Source organism: Ammoniphilus resinae, from assembly GCF_017873965.1.
Classification (GTDB): domain Bacteria; phylum Bacillota; class Bacilli; order Aneurinibacillales; family RAOX-1; genus Ammoniphilus_A; species Ammoniphilus_A resinae.
The window spans coordinates 1-22683 of sequence record NZ_JAGGKT010000009.1 but is presented as its reverse complement, the minus strand read 5'-3'; the positions used below and the strand labels follow the sequence as shown (position 1 = coordinate 22683).

Below are 22683 nucleotides of genomic sequence, written 5' to 3'. Positions count from 1 at the left end.
CATGAACATTGCCTTAATCTGTTCTGACCGCGGTCCGTGTCCACCGATTAAAGGGGGGGCTATCCAACTCTATATTGCCAAGGTAGTACCCCTTCTCGCTACTAAACACGATGTTACCGTAATTTCAATTTCCGATCCTCAGCTTCCAGAAATCGAAAGGCAGGAAAACGTCCAATATATTCGCTTTAATCAAGAAACGTTCTGGCAAGACGTCCTTCATTTATTACAAAATACCTTCTTCGATATCCTTCATATCTTTAATCGTCCACAACAGATTTCATCTATAAAAAAAGCTTCACCACGAAGCAAAGTTCTGCTTAGTTTGCATAACATCATTTTTGGTAGGGAATGGTTCTCTGACCAACAAGCCCATGATTGCTTAAAACATGTCGATTATATTACCACAGTCAGCCAGTTTTTGAAGACTCATCTCCTAAGCCGGTATTCCTTCCCCAATCATTTGATTCGCCCTTTGTATTCAGGCGTTGATATCAGAGATTATCCCCGGAGAGATGATCCACTCTACAAGGAGCAGAGAAAGACGGTTCGAAAAAGATGGGGGATTCCCAAAAAGGCAAAGGTTATTTTATTTGCCGGACGACTCGTGGCTAACAAGGGCTGCCACGTGGTCATTGACAGTCTGCGAAAGGTTTTAAAAAAGCATAAAGATACTTATCTACTCGTTGTGGGTAGCAAATGGTATGCAAGTGAAGAAGAAACATCCTATATCAAGCGCCTTCACAGAAAATCAAAAGCGATAAAAAGTCATATTCTCTTTACTTCCTATGTACCGATTGAAGAAATGCCCCTGTATTATGCTGCTTCAGATTTGTTCGTTTGTGCTTCCCAATGGAAAGAACCGTTGGCGCGCGTCCATTATGAAGCGATGGCCTCATCACTGCCGATTATTACCACACAGCGTGGAGGAAATACGGAGGTGATTCGACAGGGAATCAACGGCTTAATCCTTCGTGATTATGAAAATTCAACTGCACTCGCTTTTTTAATTAATCATCTTTTTTCCAATCCTCGACAGTCCCGCAAATTAGGGGACAACGGCCGCATACTGGCAGAGAGGTATTATCACTTTCACCGAGTGGCTCACGATCTTCTAGGAATTTATGAGGAGGTAATGAATCATCGTGTCTGAGCTATGGAATAGACCCTTCCTATCCGAGGAAGAAGTGCTTGCAATCATAAAAACACACATTCAAGAGAAAAAGCCTTTCTCCCTCATTCGGATAGGTGATGGTGAAAATATTTGTCTCGCACAAGAAGCCGTTTGGCCGATTCAAACTGTAATGGAAACGAAATGGGCGAAAAACTCAAGAAGATCCAATCAAAAAGGAGTTCGACTTCCCAACTTGCGCCTTCGCGATAAAATGATTCGCGCCATTCGCAGGGCAACCATTGTAGGAATCCCGCGAGAGAATGATCAGGAAATTCTCAACAGCCAACAATATCTTCGCCCGTTAACAGAGCAATGTTTTTTAAAATATCAGTTATTTCCAAATGCGGTTTGCCATACCTTCGTCAATCGCCATCTACCTGAAAAAAAGGATTTCTGGATGATGTTAAAAGGAAAAAAGGTCATTTTGATTTCGAAATGGGCTCACCCATTCAAAAAATTTATCAAAAAGAACTATCCCAAATTCAACATTTCTATTACCCCGATTAAATTTAACAATTATCACCAAATTAAGCCTGTACTAAAAAAGGTTAAACCTCTCAAGGCAGATTTGGTATTGGTTTCAGCTGGGGTCAATGCATTAGTTTTGGTTGATAAGCTGGCACACACCCAAAACCGGGTAGCCATTGACTTTGGTAAAACGCCAATGCTGATTCTGAAAAAAAATAGCAGGGTGACTCCTTGGCTGCCTGAAAGAAAAAGGCGCAAGAAAAGATAAAACTCCGTTCCCCAGTCGGAGTTTTTATTCCTTTTTCAGAGCTTTCTTACGCTTATTCCACTCCGAATTCTGAATCACCCTGTACTCTTTTTCCCGTAAAATTTTATCGTAAAGCTGCAAAAATTGATCGGTCATCACTTGATCGGTAAAATACTTCTCTACATATTCCCGGCATTCTTCAGGGCTGTAAAGTTTCTTTTTTGTTTTGATTTTCGTAACCATTTCTTGTGTATTTTGGCAGAGGAGCTTAGGCAACCCTTTAAGAACCTCCGGAACAGCCCCATATTTTAAAGTCAGCACCGGTGTCCCACAGGCAAGAGCCTCAATGGGCACCAGTCCAAATGGCTCATTCCACATTGAAGGAAACAAAACACAATAGGCTTTTGATAAAAGCTGCTGCTTCCTCTCACCACCTACACTTCCTATATAGACAATCTGATCGTTTAGCTTGGGTGCAACTTTATCCTGAAAATATTTAGATTCCCTTTTTTTACGAATAGGCCCGGCAATGATCAGTTTTCGTCCAGTTTTTTTCGCAACCTTAATCGCCAAGTGGACCCCTTTGTTCTCTTCCATTCTTCCAAGGAATAACAGATAGTCCTCCTTTGCTTTTGAAAAAGAATAATCCCTCAAACCAATCCCGTTGTGTACAAAATACCCTTTATTACCGCCAATGGTTTTGAGCATTGTTTTGCTTACATAAACACAAATTTGTCCGATGACCTTTTGATACCCGTGGGCATTTCGAATCGTTGGGATCGGCGGATTTGCTTCCGCCACAATGCCATAATGATCGTGGATGATATCAACATCCTCAGGCATCGTTTTAATTATAAAATCCAGTTGTTGCTTCGGATCATCACTAGGATATTCAAAGGTTTGTGCACTGCTTCTAGAGCCCTTCATCGCATAAAGAATCACCTCATGTCCCCGGCGAATCAAATCCTCTGTTAAATAGTAAATATCCCGCTGTTTACCACCATAATCAATCGGCGGGACTGGGACCGTATTGGTGGAGATCTGAACAATTTTCAAGAATGCCCCCTCCTCAACCTCATCGCTCTATTTTATGAAACCACTAACAAGAAGGGTACATTCGCCTTTTCCGTTAAGGCCTCGTATCTCTTTTGGCTTTAGGTTCATACAATGAAAAAAGGGCTGTAGTCAGGGGGCAGACCCCCTAATAGATAGGATAAATCTAGGTGATGGGATGTGTTAGGCACATGAAGAAAATCGGTATTCTATTGGATCATCGAACGTGGAAAGGAATCCCTTCCAGACGAACCGGTCACGAAAAAATTCAATTCTATAATAAAGCAGCACAAAAACATCGTCTTACGCCCTTTTACTTTTCCCTTCAACAGCTTTTCCCCGCGAAACGAAAAATCAAAGGCTATCTCTATCGTAACGGATCCTACCGATTGGTCACTCGGTCCATTCCCCCCGTTATTCACAATCGATCCATGCCTTTTACTAGAGGATTGAGAAACAAGTTGGGTCAATTGTCCAAACAGAGTATTGTGTATAACGCCCATACCCGTTATACCAAACTTAAGATCCATAAACTGTTATCAAAAAAGGGCAATCTAGAGCCCCACTTGCCAAAAACCAAGCGTTTTGCAAAAGATTCCCTTCGGCGTATGATGGAACAGTTTAAGGAACTCTATGTCAAACCTTCAAGCGGCAGCATTGGAAAAGGCATTTTTAAACTAGAGCAGGTTGGCAAAGGGGAGTGGAAAATCCAGACCTCTGGAAAAACAAGATTTAAGCCTTCAAACAAGGTTTATCGATACCTTCGGGGAAAGGTGGGCCAGCGCTCTTTCCTGGTCCAAGAAGCTATTCCTTTGGCCAAGTATAAAGGTCGGCCTTATGATATTCGTGTATCCGTACAAAAAAGCAGCAATGGAAAATGGCAGGTAACGGGCATGGTCGGGAAAGTGGCAGGAAAAGGAAAACACGTCACGAATGTAGCAAGAGGTGGAAAGGTAAAAACGTGTGATGTGTTGTTTGCTCACTGTGGCTGGGACGTGAAAAAAACAACGGAGATCATCGAGGACTTTTCCCTTCGTGTGGCCAAGCATTTGGGAAAAAAGCTGAATCGACTTGCCGACGTAGGCTTTGATATCGGATTGGACCAGGGAGGAAAACCCTATTTTATCGAGATGAACGGAAGAGACTTGCGCTACAGCTTCCGCGATGGCGGTCTTCCTAAAAGGTGGTTCAAGACATATGAGAACCCCATTAAGTATGGGAAGTATTTGTTAAAAAAGGGGAGGTAGAGGGATACTGGAATCTTTAACTAAATAGGGTCACCTCTGTCCGATCACAAATTTAAGCGGACCTCAGAGCCGCTAATTCCTACCAAATACCGAATTTTATGGGGTATGCGGACCCAAAAGCCTCTATTTAGCTGATAAGTATCAATTATCCAAAGGTTTTAAGAAAATAAGGTCTTTGGGGTCCCCCTCACCCCTAGAAAAACGGAATTTTACCAATATAAGGTCCCCTCTGTCCGATCACAGTGTCAAGCGAACCACAAAGCCTCTAATTCTTACCAAGCAAGGTAATCATCCGATCCGGATGATTCGTGGCGATCTGCAGCTCCGGATGAAGCACCATCACTCGTTCGATTTCCGAGGGCCGATCCACTGTCCAAGCAACCATGGACACGCCACTATCAATCATATCGGAAACAAAATCCTTCGTTAAATAAGCATAGGACATGGATAAAATGGAGGCACCGGCTTCTTTTAATTGTTCGTGAATCAACAGGGGTCTCCCCTCTACAATGAGTCCGGTGCGAATGTCGTCTGAGAAGGATCGCACGTTTTTAATCAATTGGTGATGAAAAGAAGTAACAAAAACGGAGGATTCCAACCCATACTGGTGTATCAGCTGAACTACCCTTTTCTCCAATCCCGGTTGACCAGCAGATCCTCTTTTAAGTTCTACATTCATCATTCGCCGATCCCCTACAAGCTGAAATACGGATTCCAATGTAGGAATTTTTTCGTTAACGAATGATGAATCAAACCAACTGCCCGCATCTAAACGGAGCAGCTTGTCATAATCCTGGTCCACTAATCTCCCTGTTCCATTCGTTGTGCGGTCAAGATAAAAATCATGAAAGAGGACGGGGACTCCGTCCTTTGTCAGTTGGACATCCATTTCTATGGCTTGGATCCCCGGATGGCTTAGGGCTAAACGGATTGCTGCTAGCGTATTTTCAGGTGCTTTTCCAGACCAGCCCCGATGTGCCATACATATGTTCATACCTTTTTCATCTCGCTTTCAAAATGCGGATAAGTAAAATAATAGCAGAATCGCCCCAAAGAAAGGGGTAAAAAACAACAATCCTCCTTTTAGTCCTGCAGCACTAAAGCCTGCAAAAAACAGACCTACACTGATATCCAACAGATATAAGAAGCCTGTGTATAGCACGGGTTCCAATTTCACATAACAAAGCAGATAGATAAAGATCAAGACGCTGAGAACACATCCTGAATAACCGATATCCTCTTTACTCAAATAGCTTTTCAAAAGGATCTCTCCTTTTAGTATGTCATAAGCCCAAAGCTATTTTACACACGATTCAGTCATATGGTGACCTATTTCCTCATTATACCAGGGATAAGATTGGCCATATTTTTTAACAATATATATACAAGGTGGCACCCCCACCTTAATAATCTTCACTAGGAGGTACCAAACATGGCTAACAACAACAGTAATCAAAAGTTAGTATCCAGCGCTTCTCAGGCTCTTGACCAAATGAAATACGAAATTGCTCAAGAATTTGGAGTTCAGCTTGGTGCAGACCAGACTTCTCGTGCCAACGGTTCTGTAGGTGGAGAAATCACAAAGCGGTTGGTTCAATTTGCTGAACAAGCATTATCTGGTCGCGCTCAATAATTAAATAAATGGATGACAGAGCGCCCTCGGGTGCTCTGTTTTTATGTACTTTCGCTTCTCCACAAAATGTGTTTCCTTCCACACTTCCCCGTGAGTAATAACCCCCCCGAGGTCAAACAATAGCTTCAGGAGGTGTTAAAATGAAAAAATTAATAAGCCAAACAGTAAAGATGTTCATGATCCCTGCTTTAGTCATTGGTGGTCTTTCCGCTTGCGGATATGGTACAAGTGACAACGCCACAAATCGTGGATATGGAACAACCAGTGTAAATAATTATGACGGATTTGGAACCTACAATAATAATTACCGGACCGTAACCCCATACAATAATGGGTACTATAACGGATACGGTTATAATGGAATGAATAACGGATATAACGGAACCAATAATTATGGTTATGGTACAAGTAACTACAATAATGGTTACGGTACAAATAATTATGGTTATGGTACAAATAATTATGGTTTTGGGGCCAACACTTATGGATGGCATGGAAACAACACCATGCGTAACAATACCTTTAGTACCAATAAGTTAGTAGCAACACGCGTGGTTAACCTTGCCAATGACGTTCCAGGGGTTACAAGAGCAGTGGCCGTAGTTCAAGGAAACGACATTGTTGTTGGTATTGAAGGAAAAGGCCATAAGAATCTAAAGACGCTTGAAAAAGATGTTAAGGGTAAGATCTTGAGACATGAAAAAGGATTTAAAGTTCATGTGACTTCGGACAAAAACTTAACAAGCCGAATTAACACGATTCACCGTAATTTAACAACCAATAATACGGGCCATCCTATCCGTGCGATGGGTGAAGACGTCGCTAGTCTCATCCGCGATATGGGGCGAACTGTAACAGCTCCGTTTAGGTAACATCCTCAATAAAAGAGTGGGTCCTCCCACTCTTTCTTTAGCTTAACCCTTATCGGAGCGATAGGAAAAACTAAGCTCATTCTTATTCTTTTTAGAGGGGTAAAATAATTGTCCATAATAATCATTTTCTTCATTTAGGTTTTTTAGGTATTTAGCTAAATATCTTTTATATTTACTTTGATCAACATTTTTAAACTTTTCCATTTTCCTTTTATATATTTCGGTCTTGTCATGGATTTGAAAGTATTTTAGCAAGTCATCGTCGTGCTTCACCGTTCTGATAGGCCTCCTACCGTTTATTTAAGATTTCCTGGCGGCAACCACAAAAAAAGGTGTCAGCGATATAAAAATCAAGCTAACAGCCATAAGGAGAAACAAATCAGTCAGCACCTCCCTTCACCTGTATGGCAACACAGCAACACTTCCCTTATTATGTTATTTCGACAAGTTTCCTTTTGACACTAACAAGTAGATTGAATTTTCTGCACCAATATCAAAAAAGAAAAAGGAGGTTAGTCCTCCTTATCCTTCAACGTGATTTTCATTTCTTTTTTAGTTTCTTCCACACTTTCAACATAACAACCATATATAAATTCCACGAAATCTTCGACGGTTCTGTACTGCTCTTTCAAATCTTGCAGCTTAAACTTGACATGTGCTTGGTGTTCGGGAAATTTCAGAACGACCAAAAATTGATCTTCACCAAAAAGGACAGCCGTAGGTAATCCCATCTTTTGTTCGAGCCCCTGCTGAATTGCTTCACCTATTTCTTGGACACTCTTATACATCATCCAAGGCTTTTTGATTGTAATCATGTCATTCCTCCTGCCCTTTTTGTGCTTAACCTAACTATAGCATGTTTTAACCAAGGATTAAATATTTAAAGAATTGTTTTAAGGTAGATTTCAATAAAAACTATATCCAAGTGGTTAACAGTGATATTCATCACATTCCATTTTTTGTTTCTGGAGTATACTAGTTGTACAGGTATGGAAATGGAGTGAAAAATATGACCTATTCTCGAGAGGCAACAACGGATATTTATCAGCAAATTGGCGGAGCTCCAACACTGCAGAAATTAGTCGATGTCTTCTATCCAAAAGTTTATGCACACCCAGACCTTGCACCTTTGTTCCCGGATGGAGTGGAGGAAATAAAGAAAAAGCAGTTCTCCTTTCTTTCTCAGCTTTCTGGAGGACCACCTCTCTATACACAAAATTATGGATTTGGAAATATGCGGCAGAAGCATGTCCAATTTGAAATTACAGAAAAGCGAGCCAAAGCTTGGCTTAGCTGTATGCATGAGGCAATGGATGAAATTGGCTTATCCGGCCCAGCACGCGATGATTTATACAGCTTTTTGTATCAGGCTGCACACCGTTTTGTGAATACTGCAGAAACAGAAAACAGGTGATTCCCACAGGAACCACCTGTTTTTTTCTTTTATCCAAAAATCACACTTGCCATGACTTGCCCCAAACGAAGCAAAATCTCTCTGAAAATATCCATGTCCTTCTCCTTTATTAAGTTCCTGTATTTCCATTAGTTATGTAGTATGGGCATCTTCAAAGTTGGTTAAACCCGGTTTTTCCCCAAAAAACAAGAGCCTCTAAGAGACTCTTGTGGAAGGATTTTTTTAAAACCCTTTATACTCTGGCTCTTCTTTTTCTATTTGCTGCACTCGTGGTTCAAGGGAGCTGATTACATTCATCGTTTGCTGAGCAGCTTGCGTATACATCTGTTTGGCCTGTTTATCTTGGGTTTGTAAAGCAAATGTTTCAAGGCTGGCTTGTGCCCCTTTTAAACCTGCAACTACCTGTTTTACCTGTTGTGAAACAGTCATCTGTATCCCCCCTACTCATGTACTGTCCCCAAAGGAACAATAATAGGTTACTCTTCTTTTTGCCTTTTTAATCATGTATTTTACCCCTTCGGTCTGAACACCAAAGAGGCTAAAAACCCAAAAATAATCGCTGCAGATATACCCGCACTCGTCACCTCAAAAATTCCTGTAATGATACCCACTAACCCATACCTTTCTGCATCAGCCATAGCTCCATGCACAAGTGCATTGCCAAAACTGGTAATTGGCACAGTAGCTCCTGCTCCAGCAAAATCAATTAATGGCTCATACAAACCAAAACCATCGAGGATGGCTCCCGCAACCACCAAAGTGCTCATCGTATGTGCAGGGGTCAGCTTGGCTACATCAAACAATAATTGACCAATTACACATATCAATCCACCAACGACAAAAGCCCAAAAATAGATCTGCATATCCCTTGCTCCTTCTAGATGTTCTCTATAACCACGCCATGTGCAATACACGGGATGCTTTCTTTTTGCTGAAACGACAAAGGGGATAGAAGTGCACCAGTAGCAACGATCAAAACCCTTTTTAATTCACCGCGGCGGAGACGGTTAAGGATATGGCCATACGTCACTGCTGCAGAGCATCCCGCTCCACTAGCTCCGGCGATAACGGGTTGATCTTCACCATAAATCATCATCCCGCAATCGACAAAGTGATCAGGGACTTTAATTCCGTGCTTTTTCATCAGATCCTTTGCTATTGGATGTCCTACCTTGGCGAGGTCCCCTGTGGCGACCAAATCATAATCATCAAAAGTACGTCCCAAGTCGCGAAAATGAGCTTCAATGGTATCTACCGCTGCCGGTGCCATCGCAGCCCCCATATTAAATGGGTCAGATAACCCCATATCAACTACTCTGCCAATCGTCGCCGCGGTCACCCTTGGACCGGTTCCTGTTTTCCCGAGTACAGCTACACCGGCTGCTGTTGCTGTCCATTGAGCGGTGGGAGGTTTCTGCCCGCCATATTCTGTGGGATAGCGAAACTGTTTTTCAACCGAGGAATTATGACTGACAGCTCCACAAAGGACATATTCTGCAGAATGACTGTTGACAATTAATGAAGCCAATGCCAGTCCTTCCATCGAAGTGGAGCAAGCCCCAAATAAGCCAAGATACGGGGCGGCTAGCGTCCGAGCTGTAAAGCTACTAGAAATAATCTGATTAAGCAGGTCGCCTGCAAGAAAGAACTGAATGTCCTCCTTTTTCAGGCCTGCTTTCTCAATTGCTTTTTCGCAAGCCTGTTCAAACAGTTTTTTCTCTGCCTTTTCAAAGCTGTCTTGCCCTAACCAAGTATCTCCATGGAGGATATCAAAGTCATTTGCCAATGGCCCTTCCCCTTCGAAAGGGCCGCCAACGGCAGCACTCGATAGAATATAGGGCTTATTTTGAAACTCCCAGGTTTGATGCCCATGCAGCACATTAAGCGCCTCCTAACATGATGACAATCGTTTTTACTAATGCAACGACAAATGCAGCAAAGACACCAAATACAATGACGGAGCCTGCTAGTTTGAACATATTTCCCCCTACGCCAAGCACGTAACCTTCACTTCGGTGTTCAATGGCTGCAGAAGCAATAGAATTAGCAAATCCTGTCACAGGTACAGCGGAGCCGGCGCCCGCAAACTGTGCCAAGTGATCATATACACCGAATCCTGTCAGTAAAACGGAAATAAAAATCAGCGTTGCGACAGTCGGATTTCCTGCGGTTCGTTCATTAAAATCAAAAAAAGTCGTATAAAATTCGGAGATGCCTTGTCCAATCAAACAAATGAATCCTCCCACCCAAAACGCCCGAATACAATTTTTCCATACCGGACGCGCAGGCTCCCTTGCTTTAGCAAAGGCTTGATATTCTTGTTGCGTAGGAGTAAGCTTTTTCTTCTTTTTATCTGACATCGGTTGCCCTCCACTATCTTTTCAAAATAGGTCTCAATTCCTCCAATAATTGCAGAAGTTGATCTGCCGCTTCCTGATAATTCTTTCGGGCTATCTGATCCTTTGTGGCTAGCGCGTAGCTTTCAAGATCTGCTTCACATTTCTTTAAAGTTGCATAAAGCAATGCTTTCGTTGTAGGTTTCGGAAGCTGTATCGCATCATCGAACAGGTCAAGATAGAGATCCCCGGAAGCATCTACCTGCCCAATAAAGACATTTTCTACCGTAACTCCTGCCTTCTCCAGCTCAGTCGAGAGCCAATTTCTTGTTAGCCCCTGGTTTCGCAAGGATTCGTCGATGATATTGCCATCCAAAATAACCGTTTGCGGGTTGGCTGCCTGAGCAACTTGCCACTCCATTTGTTTTGGAGTAATCGGCGTTTTTTCCGGTTTGAGCAGAACACTGACGTCCCCACTCGCCTCCATCAAAGCAAACTCCACATCAGCAATATTAAAGACGTTTTTGCGCCTAAGTTGGGCCAACAATTCCTCTCCGGTCATCTTCATTTGTTTTACATTGTCTTCCATCACTTTCCCCTGTTGGATCAATACTGTTTGCCTACCGTAAAGCAGGTCATGAAAAGCCTTGCTTTTTAAGGCAAGGTAATTTGTTAAAACGGGAAACAAAAGCCAGACCGCTAATCCAATTAATCCATAGGCTAAGTTATCTATAATACCCAACGAGATAAGCGCCACAATTGCCCCAATTGCGATCCCGACAACGAAATCGCTAAAGGTCATCTGAGAAGTTTGTTTACGTCCTACCACTCGCAAAAGGAAAACCACAATACAATACATTAAGAGGGAACGAACAATAATAGTGATCCAGTCTGGCACAAGGCAGCTCCTTTCTTAGAACCCTTTATACTGTGGTTCCTCAAATTCCATGGCCGAAATCCGTTTTTCCAACATGACTATGATCCCGGATATCTTTTCTAAACTATTGGCGAAAGCCATCTGTTCCTGTTCAATGACTGTTTGCTGAGCGTATAGCTCCAATGTTGCCTGAGCTCCTTTTAAACTGGCTAACGTTTGTTTTACCTGGGATGCAACCGTCATAGGTAATTCCTTCTTTCACAAGGGAATTGGATTTTATTTACAAGGGTTATTGTTCCACACATAGAATTTGAATATGCAAAGGGCATAGCTAATCCAAGATAAACATAGACTTTCTTAAACACGTTTTTGGACAGGGGTCTTGTTATGAGTGGAGAAATGTTACTCGTTTTATTAATCATTACCGGATTACTTGGGAAATCCAGTATTATTACCACGGCTGCCAGTTTGCTTTTAATCTTCAAATTAACCTCACTTGAACGATTCTTCCCTACAATTGAAAGAAGGGGCTTAGAGCTTGGACTGCTTTTTCTCACCGTCAGTGTCCTTGTCCCTTTTGCCGCAGAGGAAATTGGTTGGGAAAAGATCTCCCCGGTCTTTGTCACCTATAACGGTTGGTTAGCATTAGCCGGCGGCGCCATTGCTGTTTATATGAATCGCTTTGGTCTCAATATGATGCGGACACAGCCACAAACCATCATTGGACTCGTTATTGGATCGATTATTGGGATTATCTTTCTCAAAGGAATCCCCGTTGGCCCCCTGACTGCAGCCGGAATTACAGCGATTTTTGCACAATTCTACAAATTGACCAAAAACTCTTAACTCCGCTTCTTCCCTTTATAAAAAATTCCTGCTTATGCCGCTACCCGAATTTCTGATTAACGGTATAATATTAAAGATGGGGTTTTTTAGGAGGGGCAAAATGAAAAACAGCTATGAATTTTATGCAGTCATACGTTTAGTTGAACGTTATGACTATGATGGAGCAGTTGAAGTCTTAGAACTTCTTTCCTTACAAGACCATCCAATCTATTACCTGGTCTCGAGTTGTCACCGCAGTCTTAACTTTAACTTTTATGGGGCTAAGGAACTTTTGCAGGAGATCAAAACTCCCTTTTCTCATCAATATACAGGAATTACGCGTTACATTCAGGAAATCCCCCCCTTAATTAAAGGTAATCCAGGATATATCTTTAATGAATTGTTTGATAACATTGTGATCCAGCTTGAGCGTGATGAATATACAGAATTCCTCGGGCGCATCTTCCAATTACGGGAGTTGCTTCTTAAGTATGCCGTTATACAGTTTAAGGAAAGAAAAGATTATACACTGCGCGACCGGATCTACCAAAAAAAGGCTTTTCTCACCCATTTTAAAATTAGACATGGACTTATGAACGGGATGAAAGAGATCTTGCGGACTGGTGGGGGTAGATGGCAGAAAATAATTAATATCCTTACGGGAAAACCGATGAATGAATTGATGGATTTACGTCACCAAACGATTGTGGCACACGGTATAGAGACTGCTACCTTGAAGGATATCTCGCGAATTTATCAATCCCCAGAGCATATTCTGAATGATTTACGTGAGGTTTTTCAGTATTTGAATATTTATATCCGCCCCCACAAATATACTGAGCTCAATCAGAATATTATTGAGATCCTCAGTTCAGATCTACATGTAAAAGAAGACCTGCAAGATTAGGAAGGCATAAGAACTACCTAAACTGTTGAAGATAAGTAAAGCTTATATGGAAGCCCGTTTAAGAAAGCTTATACATTCCTATGCAGTAAAAAAAATCATATTGCCGTTTTTATTTAATGACGGAATATGTCGAAGTATGGTAGATTTAACAATTGGGGGCATAAATTTAAAAAACTTAGGAGTGAGAACATGGTTTTCAAGAAAAAGGATGCGTTTTTAGAAACACTATATGATATTGCATCTAATGTTTACGAAGCTTCGAAATTCTTCAACAAGTTCAAAATTGAATCGCTAGATAGTGTACATAAGTTTGCGGATGAAATGAAGACGTTTGAGCATAAGGGAGATGACTATATCCACGATCTTATTCGTGCCTTAAACAAAGCCTTCATTACTTCGATTGAAAGGGAAGATATTCTCAACCTTGCGGTGAAATTGGACGATGTCCTTGACGGAATGGAAGCATGTGCATCACGATTTTTTATGTATGACATTACAAAGGCTGATCACTTCATGGTAAAGTTTGCAGAAAATATAGAAGCCTCCTCTTTCCAAATGTTAAAAGCCCTTGAATTGCTTCGTGAACGAAAATTGCTGCCTATTAGGGAATACTCCATAAAGATAAATGAACTTGAATCGATTGGTGATGAATTATTGCGGGATAGTATCCGCACTTTATTCCAAACCAATGATGATGCGATTAAAATTATCAAGTATAAAGAGATATACGAAATCATGGAATCGATTTCGGACAGTTGTGAAGATGTAGCAGATACATTAGAAACGATTATCATGAGAAATTCATAAAAAGCTGGGAGTAAAAGATGGACGTAACTCTAATACCAATATTCACCATTGTCTTTCTGGCATTATCCTTTGATTTTATCAACGGATTTCACGATACGGCAAACTCAATTGCAACCTCCGTTTCAACGAGAGCACTCGCACCCCGAACGGCGATCATTTTAGCTTCCACGATGAATTTTATTGGGGCGATCACGTTTACCGGTGTAGCCAAGACGATTGGCGGTAGCATTGCAGACCCTACCACCCTAGAACATGGAACTTTAATTGTTATAGCGGCTTTGATTTCCGCTATTATCTGGAACCTAATCACTTGGTGGTATGGAATTCCCAGCAGTTCATCCCATGCTTTGATTGGTTCCTTGGTAGGAGCTGTCGTGGCAGCTGCTGGATTAAGCAGCGTTCATTGGAAGGGGTTCACAGGGATCCTCGAAGGTCTGATTGCTTCGCCTATCATTGCTTTAATCATCGGTTTTTTGATGATGAGTTTATTTCGTTTCCTTTTGGGTCTAATGCCTGCATCACCACATAAGGTAAACTCCGGCTTCAGAGGTTTTCAAGTATTCACTGCAGCTCTCCAATCCTTTACACATGGTACAAACGACGCACAGAAGGCGATGGGGATTATTACCTTCGCTTTGGTAGCTGGAGGTTTTCAAGAATCTGTTGACCATGTTCCAATGTGGGTGCGGATTTCCTGTGCTACGGCTATGGGTTTGGGGACCGCTATCGGTGGCTGGAAAATAATCAAAACGGTCGGCGGGAAAATTATGAAAATAGAACCAGTCAATGGCGCAGCAGCAGACCTTTCATCCGCTTTGATTATTTTTACCTTTACAAAGCTTGGACTACCTGTCAGTACAACACACGTTATTTCTTCCGCGATTATGGGTGTTGGTGCAGCGAAAAGGGTAAAAGGGGTAAAATGGGGCGTAGCCCAGCGTATTGTTCTAACCTGGATCATCACCTTGCCAATTTGCGCTGTTATGGCAGCGATTATTTATTGGATTATCCATTTTATATAAAGAAAAGAAGGCCGTCTCATATATGAGAACGGCCTATTTCTTTGCTGCCTGCCAAATTCGGTTGGCCACTTCAATAACCATCGCCTCAGATGCTGGTTCGTCAAGGTGCCCACGATGGTCGCTCTGCAGAATCCTAGCCTTCATTAACTCATCATTAGCTAGAGCTGCCCAATGTTCATTAGGAGAGTTATTAGGTGGAGCTGGGGTTGTTTGTGCTTGTTGAATATTCAAAGCTTCCCGGAGACGGTTAAACAGGGTGATGACCATCCCCTCACTAGCTGGTTGATCCAAATTGGCCGTATGATCGGATAATAGAAAACCAGCAGCCCGCAGAGCATCATGTGCAGGCTTTGCCCAGTGTGGAGAACTTGGAGGTGCGGTTGGGGGTGCGGCTGGTGCTGTAGGGGCTACGGGGATTGGCTGTTGAGATGGGCGAGGGATCAGCTGAATGGCTAATGCCACTCCGTTTACAACAGATTGAGCAAGACCTTGTAAAAAACTCTGTTGTTTTAATAAAGAAGCATCGTGGGCATTATCCACAAATAAATTCTCCAATAGGATAGCCGGCATGCGGGTTTCTCGAACCACTGCAAAATTAGCCTGCTTTTTCCCACGGTCCTTTACCCCGTAATTTTTCATATAAGACATCATGGTGTCATGAAGTTTATTTTGAATTTCTTCGACTTTAGTCCCACGTGCGGAGGGATATATATAGGATTCAAAACCTTCCCCACCTGAGGCATTATGGTGGAAGGCAATAAATAAATCAGCTTTCCACTGATTAGCCAAATTGGCCCGTTCTGAAAGGGGAATAAAAACATCGGTTTCCCTGGTCATTCTCACATCCACTACGTATTGCTCCTTGAACAACCTCTGCACAAGAGATGCTATGACTAAAGCAAGGTCCTTTTCAACAAGACCAAATCCCGTAGCACCAGAATCTTTTCCCCCGTGTCCCGGATCAAGTACAATTAAAGTCATATCAGTTTCTCCTTTCCTGTGGTAGGGTGGCCTCTAATTATGTTATGTAAGGAACCGCAGGAAGGTATAGGTGGATGAATAATTAAAGAGAAAAAGGGGGATTGGCCCCCCTATTTATTCAACTTCATATCCTCTAAAGTGACATCATAATTTCCCCATAGGTCACGCTTGTCAATGATGGCGGAATCCCTTTTCATCGCTTCAGATAAAGAATGGACAATAACATACAGAATGGCAAAGCTAGCTATAAGCAACTCAAAAAAATGTATCACTGATTCCAGCCCCTTCACTTCAGGATAATACATGTATATGTGAAGGTTTTGTGAACATTTCACTTTCACTAAAAAAGGGCTGGAAACAAGAAAGGACTATCTCTCGATAGTCCAATCCATCTCCCCCGTTCTTTCGTGGCGTTGACAACTCTTCTTCTAGGGGGGAGATGTACTAATTAATGTTCCACTTCTTTTCCGTTCAATTCCTAGCAGATTCAGGTAAATACCCGATCAATGGTTTCTTGCAGTTCTTTTTCCGATGGTTTTGTATACCGTCTGGTCAAATTAATATCCTGATGTCCTGCAAGGTCGGCTACGGTTGTCAAATCTACTCCAGCAGCAACCAACTCCCGACAAAAGGTATGTCGCAGCTGGTGCGGATGTACCCCATACTGGCTCAGCATATGTTGAACAGAACGAATGGAAATCCGTTTGCTGAAGTTTGAAAGAAACAGTGGGGCTTCCTGATCTAATCGCGATTCCAGGTAGCGTCTTAAATGGAATCTGGCCTCTGAAGAAAGCGGAACGCGTCGTTCCGTATTTCCTTTCCCCTTGCGGATCAGTACAAATCCTTTCCGCTCTCCTAATTGAATATCCTCGCGGTTTAGCTGGACCAGTTCGGATACCCGCATCCCTGTCAATAACAATAAATAGGTAATGGCAATGTTGCGCAGCTTTTGATCCCGCTCAACTTCCCGGAGCAGCCGATTTTTCTCGTTACGCTCTAAGCTTTGCGGAGAAATGTAATGTGCCTGATGAAATTTCGGAAGCGCAATATTCTGCATAACATCAGACCTTCCTATAAACCCGGCAAATGACGAAAGCGCTGCAAAAATCTTATGGATTGTTGTGGCACTCTTTCCTTCTAATTGAAGTAATTCCATATAAGACTTGATTTCATACCGGGTTAGCTGCTTTAAGTCCCCTTCATTTTTCATAAGCCAGCCATTGAACTTTTGCAGTTCATAAAGGTACGTATGAATCGTTGTGGTAGATTTGTTTTGACTTAATAATTCCTGATGGTAATCCTGGAGAAGTTGTTCTTGTTCCAATGGGCCCACCTACTTGTCTAAGCCAAGCAGAAGGTCATTTAACAACCGAATACGGCGGTTCACTGACTGGAGTAGATAATCAGCTTCCCACTTCTCCTCCTCTGATAAGGATGCGCTCGACAGCATGTTTTTCAGCCTGTTTCTTTGGTTGATTAATTCCCCGATATTATATGTCTCCTGAATACTCTCCATTGTCATGACCATCACCACTCCTAAGTATTGTTTTTATACCTTTAAGGTTGGTTCCATGTTGTTTATTTATCTATTATATAAAGAGATTCAATAGGATGAAAGTATTTTATTCCTGGAGACGTTTTTTCAACATCTCAGCAAGCGGCATGATTTGACGGTCTTGAATGGTACGAAAGTCAAGAAGATACTCATCCTTGGTGACTCGTCCAATGATTGATGGTGTCCCCTTCCGGAGCCTTCTTTCAATCTCATGCGCTGGGAAAGTAGGGTGCTGAATTACCGCAACATAAGTGGGCAAAAAAATGCCTGGCAGGCTTCCCCCGCCTACCTCCGATTGCTCTGATTTAATTTCAATGGGAAACTCATTAACCAATTTTTGTAGCGAATGGGCTTTTTTCTTTATCTCATCTATTGGCAAAAGCATATCGTGAAGGGTAGGAATTCGCTGCGCTGCCTTCTGAGGATCCAGGTATAAACGAAAAGTAGCTTCCAAAGCGGCCAGGGTCACTTTATCCACACGCAAAACCCGAGCCAATTGGTTTTTTTTCAAACGATCGATCCATTTCTTTTTACCGGCAATCACCCCGACTTGTGGTCCTCCTAACAGTTTGTCACCGCTAAAACTGACCAAATCCACTCCTTGTTCAATACTCTCCTGGATCACGGGCTCTGAGCCGATGCCATGTTTACGCAAATCATATAAAACGCCACTTCCCAAGTCCTCATAAACGGGAATATCGTTTAACTGCCCTAGTTCAACCAATTCTTTCAAGGATACGCTGTGCGTAAATCCAGTTATAGCAAAATTGCTCGTATGAACTTTCAAAAGCAATGCTGTTTGCTCGTTTATTGCCTGTTCATAATCCCGGAGATGGGTTTTATTTGTCGTCCCCACTTCTTGCAGGATTGCACCGCTTTCTTTCATAATCTCTGAAACCCGGAATGACCCACCGATCTCTACGAGCTGCCCCCGTGAAACAATAACCTCCTGCCCTTTGGCCATTTCCCTAAGAATGAGATACACAGCGGCTGCGTTATTATTCACTACCATCGCTGCCTCCGCCCCGGTCAGCCGGCGAACCAAAGCTTCTACAAGATCGTGACGTGATCCCCTTTTTCCCTCTTCCAACCGATATTCCAGGTTACTGTAGCCCATGGCAACCTCGGTCATTTGCTCAATCGCTTCTTGGGCCAACACAGCCCTTCCCAAATTCGTATGCAAAATGACACCTGTCCCATTAATTACGGGTTGAAGATTATTTTTCTGGCTGTGGATTAACCTTTCCTGGATAGTTTTCCATACTTCCTCGTGGGAGAGATCCGTTAGTGTTCCCGCTAAAATTTGCTGCCTTGTCTCCTGAATAACTTCCTTTACTACATCAGCAAAAAAGGGTTCTGCAATTTCTTTTTCCTTAACCCATTCCAAAATTTGCGGATTATGAGTAAAATGATGGACAGCAGGTAATTCTCTTAATAATTGTTTTGTTATCAGATTCACTAAAATACCCCCCTTTCCATAGGTGATTGTATGCATATATTACTTTTTACTCCCTATTTTAACCAACCAAGAGGCAATGCGACAACCTCTAGACGAATTATTCATTTTCTTCAAGAAGCAGGTATTCAAACTTCGGTGTTTCCTTATGGGGAAAAAGATCTGTGGTATCTTCCTCAAACGGATGTGGTCCATATTCTTCATGCCACACGCTTTGTCCAATGGCTTGGAGAAACAGGCTACCAGTTAAAAAAGCCCTATCTAGTGACGATGGGCGGTACAGATATTAATGTTGACTTGCAAACCAAACGTGGCGCAGATGTGATTTCACTTCTAGAAGGCGCAGAATTTCTCACGGTTTTTACCGACGACGCCTTTCAAAAGATTAGTGAACTGGATTTGAATTGGGCAAAAAAGACGGTAAAGATCCCTCAGGCTGTCTGGACACCCTGGAAAGTAGAGGAATCCCCCGATTACTCCATACCAACTATTCTGCTGCCTGCTGGGCTTCGTCCAGTGAAAGATGTTCTACACCCCCTACCTGCCCTTGATCAGCTAGTCGAAAAGTTTCCAAGGTTAGCTTTTACCATTTTGGGGGCAAGTCTTGATCAGCAGGTTTACCAACAGGTTAAACAAGCCTGTGCAAGCCGACCATGGATGCATTATGCAGGTGTCGTTCCTTTTGATGTGATGACACAATGGTATAATACCAGCAATATTGTCCTTAATACCTCCATTTCAGAGGGACAATCCCTCGCGATCATGGAGGCGATGTCCATAGGTCGTCCCGTCGTAGCGAGAAAAAATCCGGCCAATGAAAGCTTAATTATCCATCGTGAAACGGGTTGGCTATATGAGAAGCAAGATGAATTCATTAAAGCCATCACAGAGATCATGACCGATCCGACCTTGCGGCAAAGAGTGATTCATCAAGCGAAGGTATGGGCAGGTGAGCATGCATCACCTGCTCTGGAGGTACAGCGGTATATCGAGCTCTATCATCAGATGTCCAGATAGAAAAAAAGCACCCACTGAAGAATGGGTGCTTTTCCCCTTATGGCTTAAATGATAGTAATACAGCCAGGGTTTTCTGCCGTTATTTTACCAATCACCTGAGCCTGGTCTACACCAGCGGAATGTAAATCTGCTAGACAAGCTGCAGCCTCTGATGCTGGAATACTCACGAGTAATCCTCCAGAGGTTACTGCATCACAAAGCAAAAACTGCTCAGTCTCTGGCAAATCTCCGTAATTCACGCAACCCGAAATCCACTTATGGTTTGCCATTGTTCCCCCTGGAACGATCCCTTGCTCTGCAAGCTCAGAGGCCCGCGGTAGAACCGGGACAGATGACCTTTCCAACTGTAGACCAACCTTGCTCCCTTCTGCCATTTCCTTAGCATGGCCAAGCAGCCCAAACCCTGTAACATCTGTACAGGCATGGACCGTATAACGGGAAAATACCTCTGCTGCTTTTTTATTCAGTTCAGCCATCACGGCCGTTACGCGCTCGGTTTCTTCTTCGTTCAGAAGATCGCGCTTAATGGCAGTCGTAAGTATTCCGACCCCAATCGGCTTGGTTAAAATTAATGCATCGCCGGGTTTTGCCCCGTGGTTTGTCCATACTTGATCCGGTGTAACAAGTCCTGTTACAGCCATCCCAAACTTTGGTTCCTGGTCATCGATGGAATGACCTCCAACAATGATCGCCCCAGCCTCAAGTACTTTCTCCCCAGCACCCCTTAGAATATCTGCCAGGATGGAGGGATCCAATTTTTTAATGGGGAATCCTACAATATTAAGGACAGTAAGTGGTTTACCGCCCATTGCATAGACATCACTCAATGCGTTGGCAGCCGCAATTTGGCCAAACATCCGAGGGTCATCAACAATAGGTGTAAAATAATCTACGGTTTGCACCAAGGCAATTTCATCCGTTAATTTATAGACTGCAGCATCGTCGGGAACATCCAATCCGACCAAAAGGTTTGGATCAACTTCAGCAGAAGATGGTAAATGACGCAGAACCTGCGTCAGGTCTTCAGGACCTATTTTGCAGCCTCAGCCAGCTTTACTGGACAAAGACGTTAATTTAACTCGTGTTTGATCCGACATAATATCACCCTTCCGCATTTTTCCGCATAGGAATTTTTTAGTATACTAAAATAGTTAAAGTGAACAAAAATTCCTATCGGCATAACAACCTCTATTTCCATCTGAACTACGTCGAATTTGCTTCCTGCTCAGATGGGATTGTAGTCCCCGTAGGGGGAAAACTTCCTCTAAAAGCGGTCCATCTACTTTGAAAATACTTCGATGGAAGTTTTTTTTACTCCTTATTATCATACATGATACACTTATAATCAATCAAATGAGGGAGTGCTCTTACCATGAAAGAAATTGAAATAGAGAAAGCAATGGATCTGGAAAACAAAATATTTATCGATGTGCGTTCGCCATCTGAATATAAAGAAAACCATATCCCAGGTGCCATCAATGTCCCCATTTTTTCCGACGAGGAACGTGCCGTTGTTGGAACAACCTATAAGGTAGAAGGGCAAAATTCCGCCAAGTGGCAAGCGATGAATGTTGTTTCTTCAAAAATCCCAGAACTGATGAAGACCATCCGTCAGGAGATTGAGGCAGGAAAACAGCCCATCATCTATTGCTGGCGTGGGGGAATGCGAAGCAAATCAGTCTGTACCTTTGCCGAATTTTCTGGGCTTAATGTTACCAGGCTAAGTGGCGGGATTCGCTCTTACCGCCAATGGATCACCCAGCACTTAACAGAGGAACTGCTGCCCCAACGCTTTGTTGTTTTACACGGAATGACGGGTGTGGGGAAAACCATTATTCTGCATATGCTAAAGGACAGAGGCTTTCCCATCCTTGATCTGGAGGCCTTGGCTGGTCATCGGGGTTCCGTTTTTGGAGGCATTGGACTCGGTGTTCACAACCAAAAAACGTTCGAATCCTTACTTTATCATGACTTGAAGAAAGTACAAGGACTTCCCTATGTTTGCATGGAAGCGGAGAGCCGAAGAATTGGGAAAGCCACCCAGCCTGACTGGCTTCTTCAAGCCAAAACCAAGGGGATTCACATTATCTTAGAAACCACGGTGGAAATTCGTGCACAAAGAATTTATGAGGAATATGTAGATCCATACGGGAAGGAACCTGACTTTAGGGAACGGGTCGGTGAGGCAATCGCTCCTATTCTAAAGAGGATGACTCCTGCCACAAGAGACGATATTCTGGGGGCTTTGGAAGCAGGCGATTTTTATCGATTTATATCAACCTTACTAACCGACTATTACGATCCAAGATACCAGCATAAATTAGATGAGTATCCAGGACCCTTTTACTTTGTAAATGTTGATGATCTAGAGAGATGTGTTGAGGAGATTATCCAAATTTTAAGTAAATCAAACAAATATAATGAGGAACTGCCCCAGTCTAGATCCCATTAAAGTGAGAAATAAACCGGACCGTATTGCCGCTATTTGTTGCCAAATAGCCAAATCCGAGGAGTTCCGGACCCAAAAGACGCTATTCTACTAATAAGCATAAAATATCCTATGATTTAATGTAAATAAGGTCTTCTGTGTCCTCCAGACCTGAGAAAAAGGGAAATTCTAACCAAATAAGGTCTCCTGAGTCCACTATAATGATACCCCTTGCTCGAGGGCGTGAAGTAGTGATCATTTTTAAAAAGGTATTTCCAAAGAGAGTAGGGGTGGTCATTACTGACCCACCCCTCTCAATAAACCGTGCATGCGGACCTACGCACACGGCTTTGACACTACATATTTC

At 42.7% G+C, this 22683-nt stretch carries 29 protein-coding genes; 12 read left to right on the top strand and 17 right to left on the bottom strand.

Features of this window, described 5'->3' with window-relative positions; genetic code table 11:
* Nucleotide 1 precedes the first annotated feature (1 nt).
* Both J2Z37_RS14540 and J2Z37_RS14535 read left to right on the top strand, forming a co-directional pair.
* Nucleotides 2-1150, top strand: a complete 1149-nt coding sequence (locus tag J2Z37_RS14540; RefSeq protein ID WP_209811013.1) for a glycosyltransferase family 4 protein — start codon at nucleotides 2-4, stop codon at nucleotides 1148-1150.
* Entirely contained in the window at nucleotides 1143-1907 is a 765-nt protein-coding gene (locus tag J2Z37_RS14535; protein WP_209811012.1) for a GT-D fold domain-containing protein, read from the top strand. Before J2Z37_RS14540 ends, J2Z37_RS14535 begins: the two co-directional genes overlap by 8 nt.
* 24 nt (nucleotides 1908-1931) lie before the next feature.
* Here J2Z37_RS14535 and J2Z37_RS14530 read toward each other — a convergent pair whose 3' ends face one another.
* Nucleotides 1932-2942, bottom strand: coding sequence for a glycosyltransferase family 4 protein (locus J2Z37_RS14530; RefSeq protein WP_209811011.1), 1011 nt, complete (start codon nucleotides 2940-2942; stop codon nucleotides 1932-1934).
* Between the two features lie 188 nt (nucleotides 2943-3130).
* On the opposite strand from J2Z37_RS14530, the gene J2Z37_RS14525 reads away from it, so the two are divergent.
* Nucleotides 3131-4186, top strand: a complete 1056-nt coding sequence (locus J2Z37_RS14525; RefSeq protein ID WP_209811010.1) for a YheC/YheD family endospore coat-associated protein — start codon at nucleotides 3131-3133, stop codon at nucleotides 4184-4186.
* 265 nt (nucleotides 4187-4451) lie between these two features.
* Here the strand turns inward: J2Z37_RS14525 and J2Z37_RS14520 are convergent, their stop codons facing one another.
* Together J2Z37_RS14520 and J2Z37_RS14515 are read right to left on the bottom strand one after the other, a co-directional pair.
* Nucleotides 4452-5168 (bottom strand): glycerophosphodiester phosphodiesterase, encoded by a 717-nt coding sequence (locus J2Z37_RS14520; RefSeq protein ID WP_342453835.1) that lies wholly within the window; start codon nucleotides 5166-5168, stop codon nucleotides 4452-4454.
* A gap of 30 nt (nucleotides 5169-5198) precedes the next feature.
* A complete protein-coding gene (locus tag J2Z37_RS14515; protein ID WP_209811008.1) occupies nucleotides 5199-5447 on the bottom strand; it encodes a hypothetical protein in 249 nt (82 codons plus the stop codon).
* 171 nt (nucleotides 5448-5618) lie between these two features.
* Here J2Z37_RS14515 and J2Z37_RS14510 point away from each other — a divergent pair, with 171 nt between their 5' ends.
* Nucleotides 5619-5819, top strand: a complete 201-nt coding sequence (locus J2Z37_RS14510) for an alpha/beta-type small acid-soluble spore protein (RefSeq protein ID WP_209811007.1) — start codon at nucleotides 5619-5621, stop codon at nucleotides 5817-5819.
* Between the two features lie 140 nt (nucleotides 5820-5959).
* On the top strand, nucleotides 5960-6691 hold the full coding sequence (locus tag J2Z37_RS14505) for a YhcN/YlaJ family sporulation lipoprotein (RefSeq protein WP_209811006.1): 732 nt from the start codon (nucleotides 5960-5962) through the stop codon (nucleotides 6689-6691).
* Between the two features lie 42 nt (nucleotides 6692-6733).
* Here J2Z37_RS14505 and J2Z37_RS14500 read toward each other — a convergent pair whose 3' ends face one another.
* Nucleotides 6734-6964 (bottom strand): hypothetical protein, encoded by a 231-nt coding sequence (locus J2Z37_RS14500; RefSeq protein WP_209811005.1) that lies wholly within the window; start codon nucleotides 6962-6964, stop codon nucleotides 6734-6736.
* 239 nt (nucleotides 6965-7203) lie between these two features.
* Entirely contained in the window at nucleotides 7204-7506 is a 303-nt protein-coding gene (locus tag J2Z37_RS14495) for a hypothetical protein (protein ID WP_209811004.1), read from the bottom strand.
* A gap of 194 nt (nucleotides 7507-7700) precedes the next feature.
* On the opposite strand from J2Z37_RS14495, the gene J2Z37_RS14490 reads away from it, so the two are divergent.
* The gene (locus tag J2Z37_RS14490; protein ID WP_209811187.1) at nucleotides 7701-8105 is read left to right on the top strand and encodes a globin domain-containing protein; all 405 of its coding nucleotides are present in this window, start codon (nucleotides 7701-7703) and stop codon (nucleotides 8103-8105) included.
* Nucleotides 8106-8327: 222 nt separating this feature from the next.
* Here the strand turns inward: J2Z37_RS14490 and J2Z37_RS14485 are convergent, their stop codons facing one another.
* The 6 genes from J2Z37_RS14485 to J2Z37_RS14460 all read right to left on the bottom strand — a co-directional run bounded on the left by J2Z37_RS14485 (nucleotide 8328) and on the right by J2Z37_RS14460 (nucleotide 11561).
* Complete coding sequence (locus tag J2Z37_RS14485; protein WP_209811003.1) at nucleotides 8328-8534, bottom strand: DUF1657 domain-containing protein; 207 nt, start codon at nucleotides 8532-8534, stop codon at nucleotides 8328-8330.
* Between the two features lie 80 nt (nucleotides 8535-8614).
* Nucleotides 8615-8968: a stage V sporulation protein AE gene (spoVAE, locus tag J2Z37_RS14480; RefSeq protein ID WP_209811002.1), complete on the bottom strand. Its 354-nt coding sequence runs from the start codon at nucleotides 8966-8968 to the stop codon at nucleotides 8615-8617.
* Between the two features lie 14 nt (nucleotides 8969-8982).
* Entirely contained in the window at nucleotides 8983-9984 is a 1002-nt protein-coding gene (gene spoVAD / locus J2Z37_RS14475) for a stage V sporulation protein AD (protein ID WP_209811001.1), read from the bottom strand.
* 1 nt (nucleotide 9985) lies between these two features.
* Nucleotides 9986-10465 (bottom strand): stage V sporulation protein AC, encoded by a 480-nt coding sequence (spoVAC, locus tag J2Z37_RS14470; protein ID WP_209811000.1) that lies wholly within the window; start codon nucleotides 10463-10465, stop codon nucleotides 9986-9988.
* A 13-nt stretch (nucleotides 10466-10478) separates the two neighbouring features.
* Nucleotides 10479-11339 (bottom strand): DUF421 domain-containing protein, encoded by an 861-nt coding sequence (locus tag J2Z37_RS14465; RefSeq protein WP_209810999.1) that lies wholly within the window; start codon nucleotides 11337-11339, stop codon nucleotides 10479-10481.
* 15 nt (nucleotides 11340-11354) lie between these two features.
* A complete protein-coding gene (locus tag J2Z37_RS14460; RefSeq protein ID WP_209810998.1) occupies nucleotides 11355-11561 on the bottom strand; it encodes a DUF1657 domain-containing protein in 207 nt (68 codons plus the stop codon).
* Between the two features lie 144 nt (nucleotides 11562-11705).
* Between J2Z37_RS14460 and J2Z37_RS14455 the strand changes: the two genes are divergently transcribed.
* The 4 genes from J2Z37_RS14455 (at nucleotide 11706) to J2Z37_RS14440 (ending at nucleotide 14879) form a co-directional block, all read left to right on the top strand.
* Nucleotides 11706-12164, top strand: a complete 459-nt coding sequence (locus tag J2Z37_RS14455) for a DUF441 domain-containing protein (protein ID WP_209810997.1) — start codon at nucleotides 11706-11708, stop codon at nucleotides 12162-12164.
* Between the two features lie 100 nt (nucleotides 12165-12264).
* Entirely contained in the window at nucleotides 12265-13050 is a 786-nt protein-coding gene (locus J2Z37_RS14450) for a hypothetical protein (protein WP_209810996.1), read from the top strand.
* Between the two features lie 189 nt (nucleotides 13051-13239).
* A complete protein-coding gene (locus tag J2Z37_RS14445) occupies nucleotides 13240-13857 on the top strand; it encodes a DUF47 domain-containing protein (RefSeq protein ID WP_209810995.1) in 618 nt (205 codons plus the stop codon).
* A 17-nt stretch (nucleotides 13858-13874) separates the two neighbouring features.
* On the top strand, nucleotides 13875-14879 hold the full coding sequence (locus tag J2Z37_RS14440; protein ID WP_209810994.1) for an inorganic phosphate transporter: 1005 nt from the start codon (nucleotides 13875-13877) through the stop codon (nucleotides 14877-14879).
* 33 nt (nucleotides 14880-14912) lie between these two features.
* On the opposite strand, the gene J2Z37_RS14435 is transcribed toward J2Z37_RS14440, so the two are convergent.
* From J2Z37_RS14435 to selA, 5 genes are all read right to left on the bottom strand, one after another.
* The gene (locus tag J2Z37_RS14435; protein ID WP_209810993.1) at nucleotides 14913-15860 is read right to left on the bottom strand and encodes an N-acetylmuramoyl-L-alanine amidase; all 948 of its coding nucleotides are present in this window, start codon (nucleotides 15858-15860) and stop codon (nucleotides 14913-14915) included.
* A 110-nt stretch (nucleotides 15861-15970) separates the two neighbouring features.
* Nucleotides 15971-16132: a hypothetical protein gene (locus J2Z37_RS14430; protein ID WP_209810992.1), complete on the bottom strand. Its 162-nt coding sequence runs from the start codon at nucleotides 16130-16132 to the stop codon at nucleotides 15971-15973.
* A 215-nt stretch (nucleotides 16133-16347) separates the two neighbouring features.
* Complete coding sequence (locus J2Z37_RS14425) at nucleotides 16348-17184, bottom strand: tyrosine-type recombinase/integrase (protein WP_209810991.1); 837 nt, start codon at nucleotides 17182-17184, stop codon at nucleotides 16348-16350.
* 9 nt (nucleotides 17185-17193) lie between these two features.
* Nucleotides 17194-17382, bottom strand: a complete 189-nt coding sequence (locus J2Z37_RS14420) for a hypothetical protein (RefSeq protein ID WP_209810990.1) — start codon at nucleotides 17380-17382, stop codon at nucleotides 17194-17196.
* A gap of 100 nt (nucleotides 17383-17482) precedes the next feature.
* The gene (selA, locus tag J2Z37_RS14415) at nucleotides 17483-18874 is read right to left on the bottom strand and encodes an L-seryl-tRNA(Sec) selenium transferase (protein ID WP_342453833.1); all 1392 of its coding nucleotides are present in this window, start codon (nucleotides 18872-18874) and stop codon (nucleotides 17483-17485) included.
* Between the two features lie 30 nt (nucleotides 18875-18904).
* Here selA and J2Z37_RS14410 point away from each other — a divergent pair, with 30 nt between their 5' ends.
* Nucleotides 18905-19888: a glycosyltransferase gene (locus tag J2Z37_RS14410; protein ID WP_209810988.1), complete on the top strand. Its 984-nt coding sequence runs from the start codon at nucleotides 18905-18907 to the stop codon at nucleotides 19886-19888.
* A gap of 44 nt (nucleotides 19889-19932) precedes the next feature.
* Here J2Z37_RS14410 and selD read toward each other — a convergent pair whose 3' ends face one another.
* Nucleotides 19933-20985 carry a selenide, water dikinase SelD gene (gene selD / locus J2Z37_RS14405; RefSeq protein WP_209810987.1) on the bottom strand — a complete coding sequence of 351 codons (1053 nt, stop codon included), beginning with the start codon at nucleotides 20983-20985 and terminating at the stop codon, nucleotides 19933-19935.
* 275 nt (nucleotides 20986-21260) lie between these two features.
* Here selD and mnmH point away from each other — a divergent pair, with 275 nt between their 5' ends.
* On the top strand, nucleotides 21261-22340 hold the full coding sequence (mnmH, locus tag J2Z37_RS14400; protein WP_209810986.1) for a tRNA 2-selenouridine(34) synthase MnmH: 1080 nt from the start codon (nucleotides 21261-21263) through the stop codon (nucleotides 22338-22340).
* Nucleotides 22341-22683 lie beyond the last annotated feature (343 nt).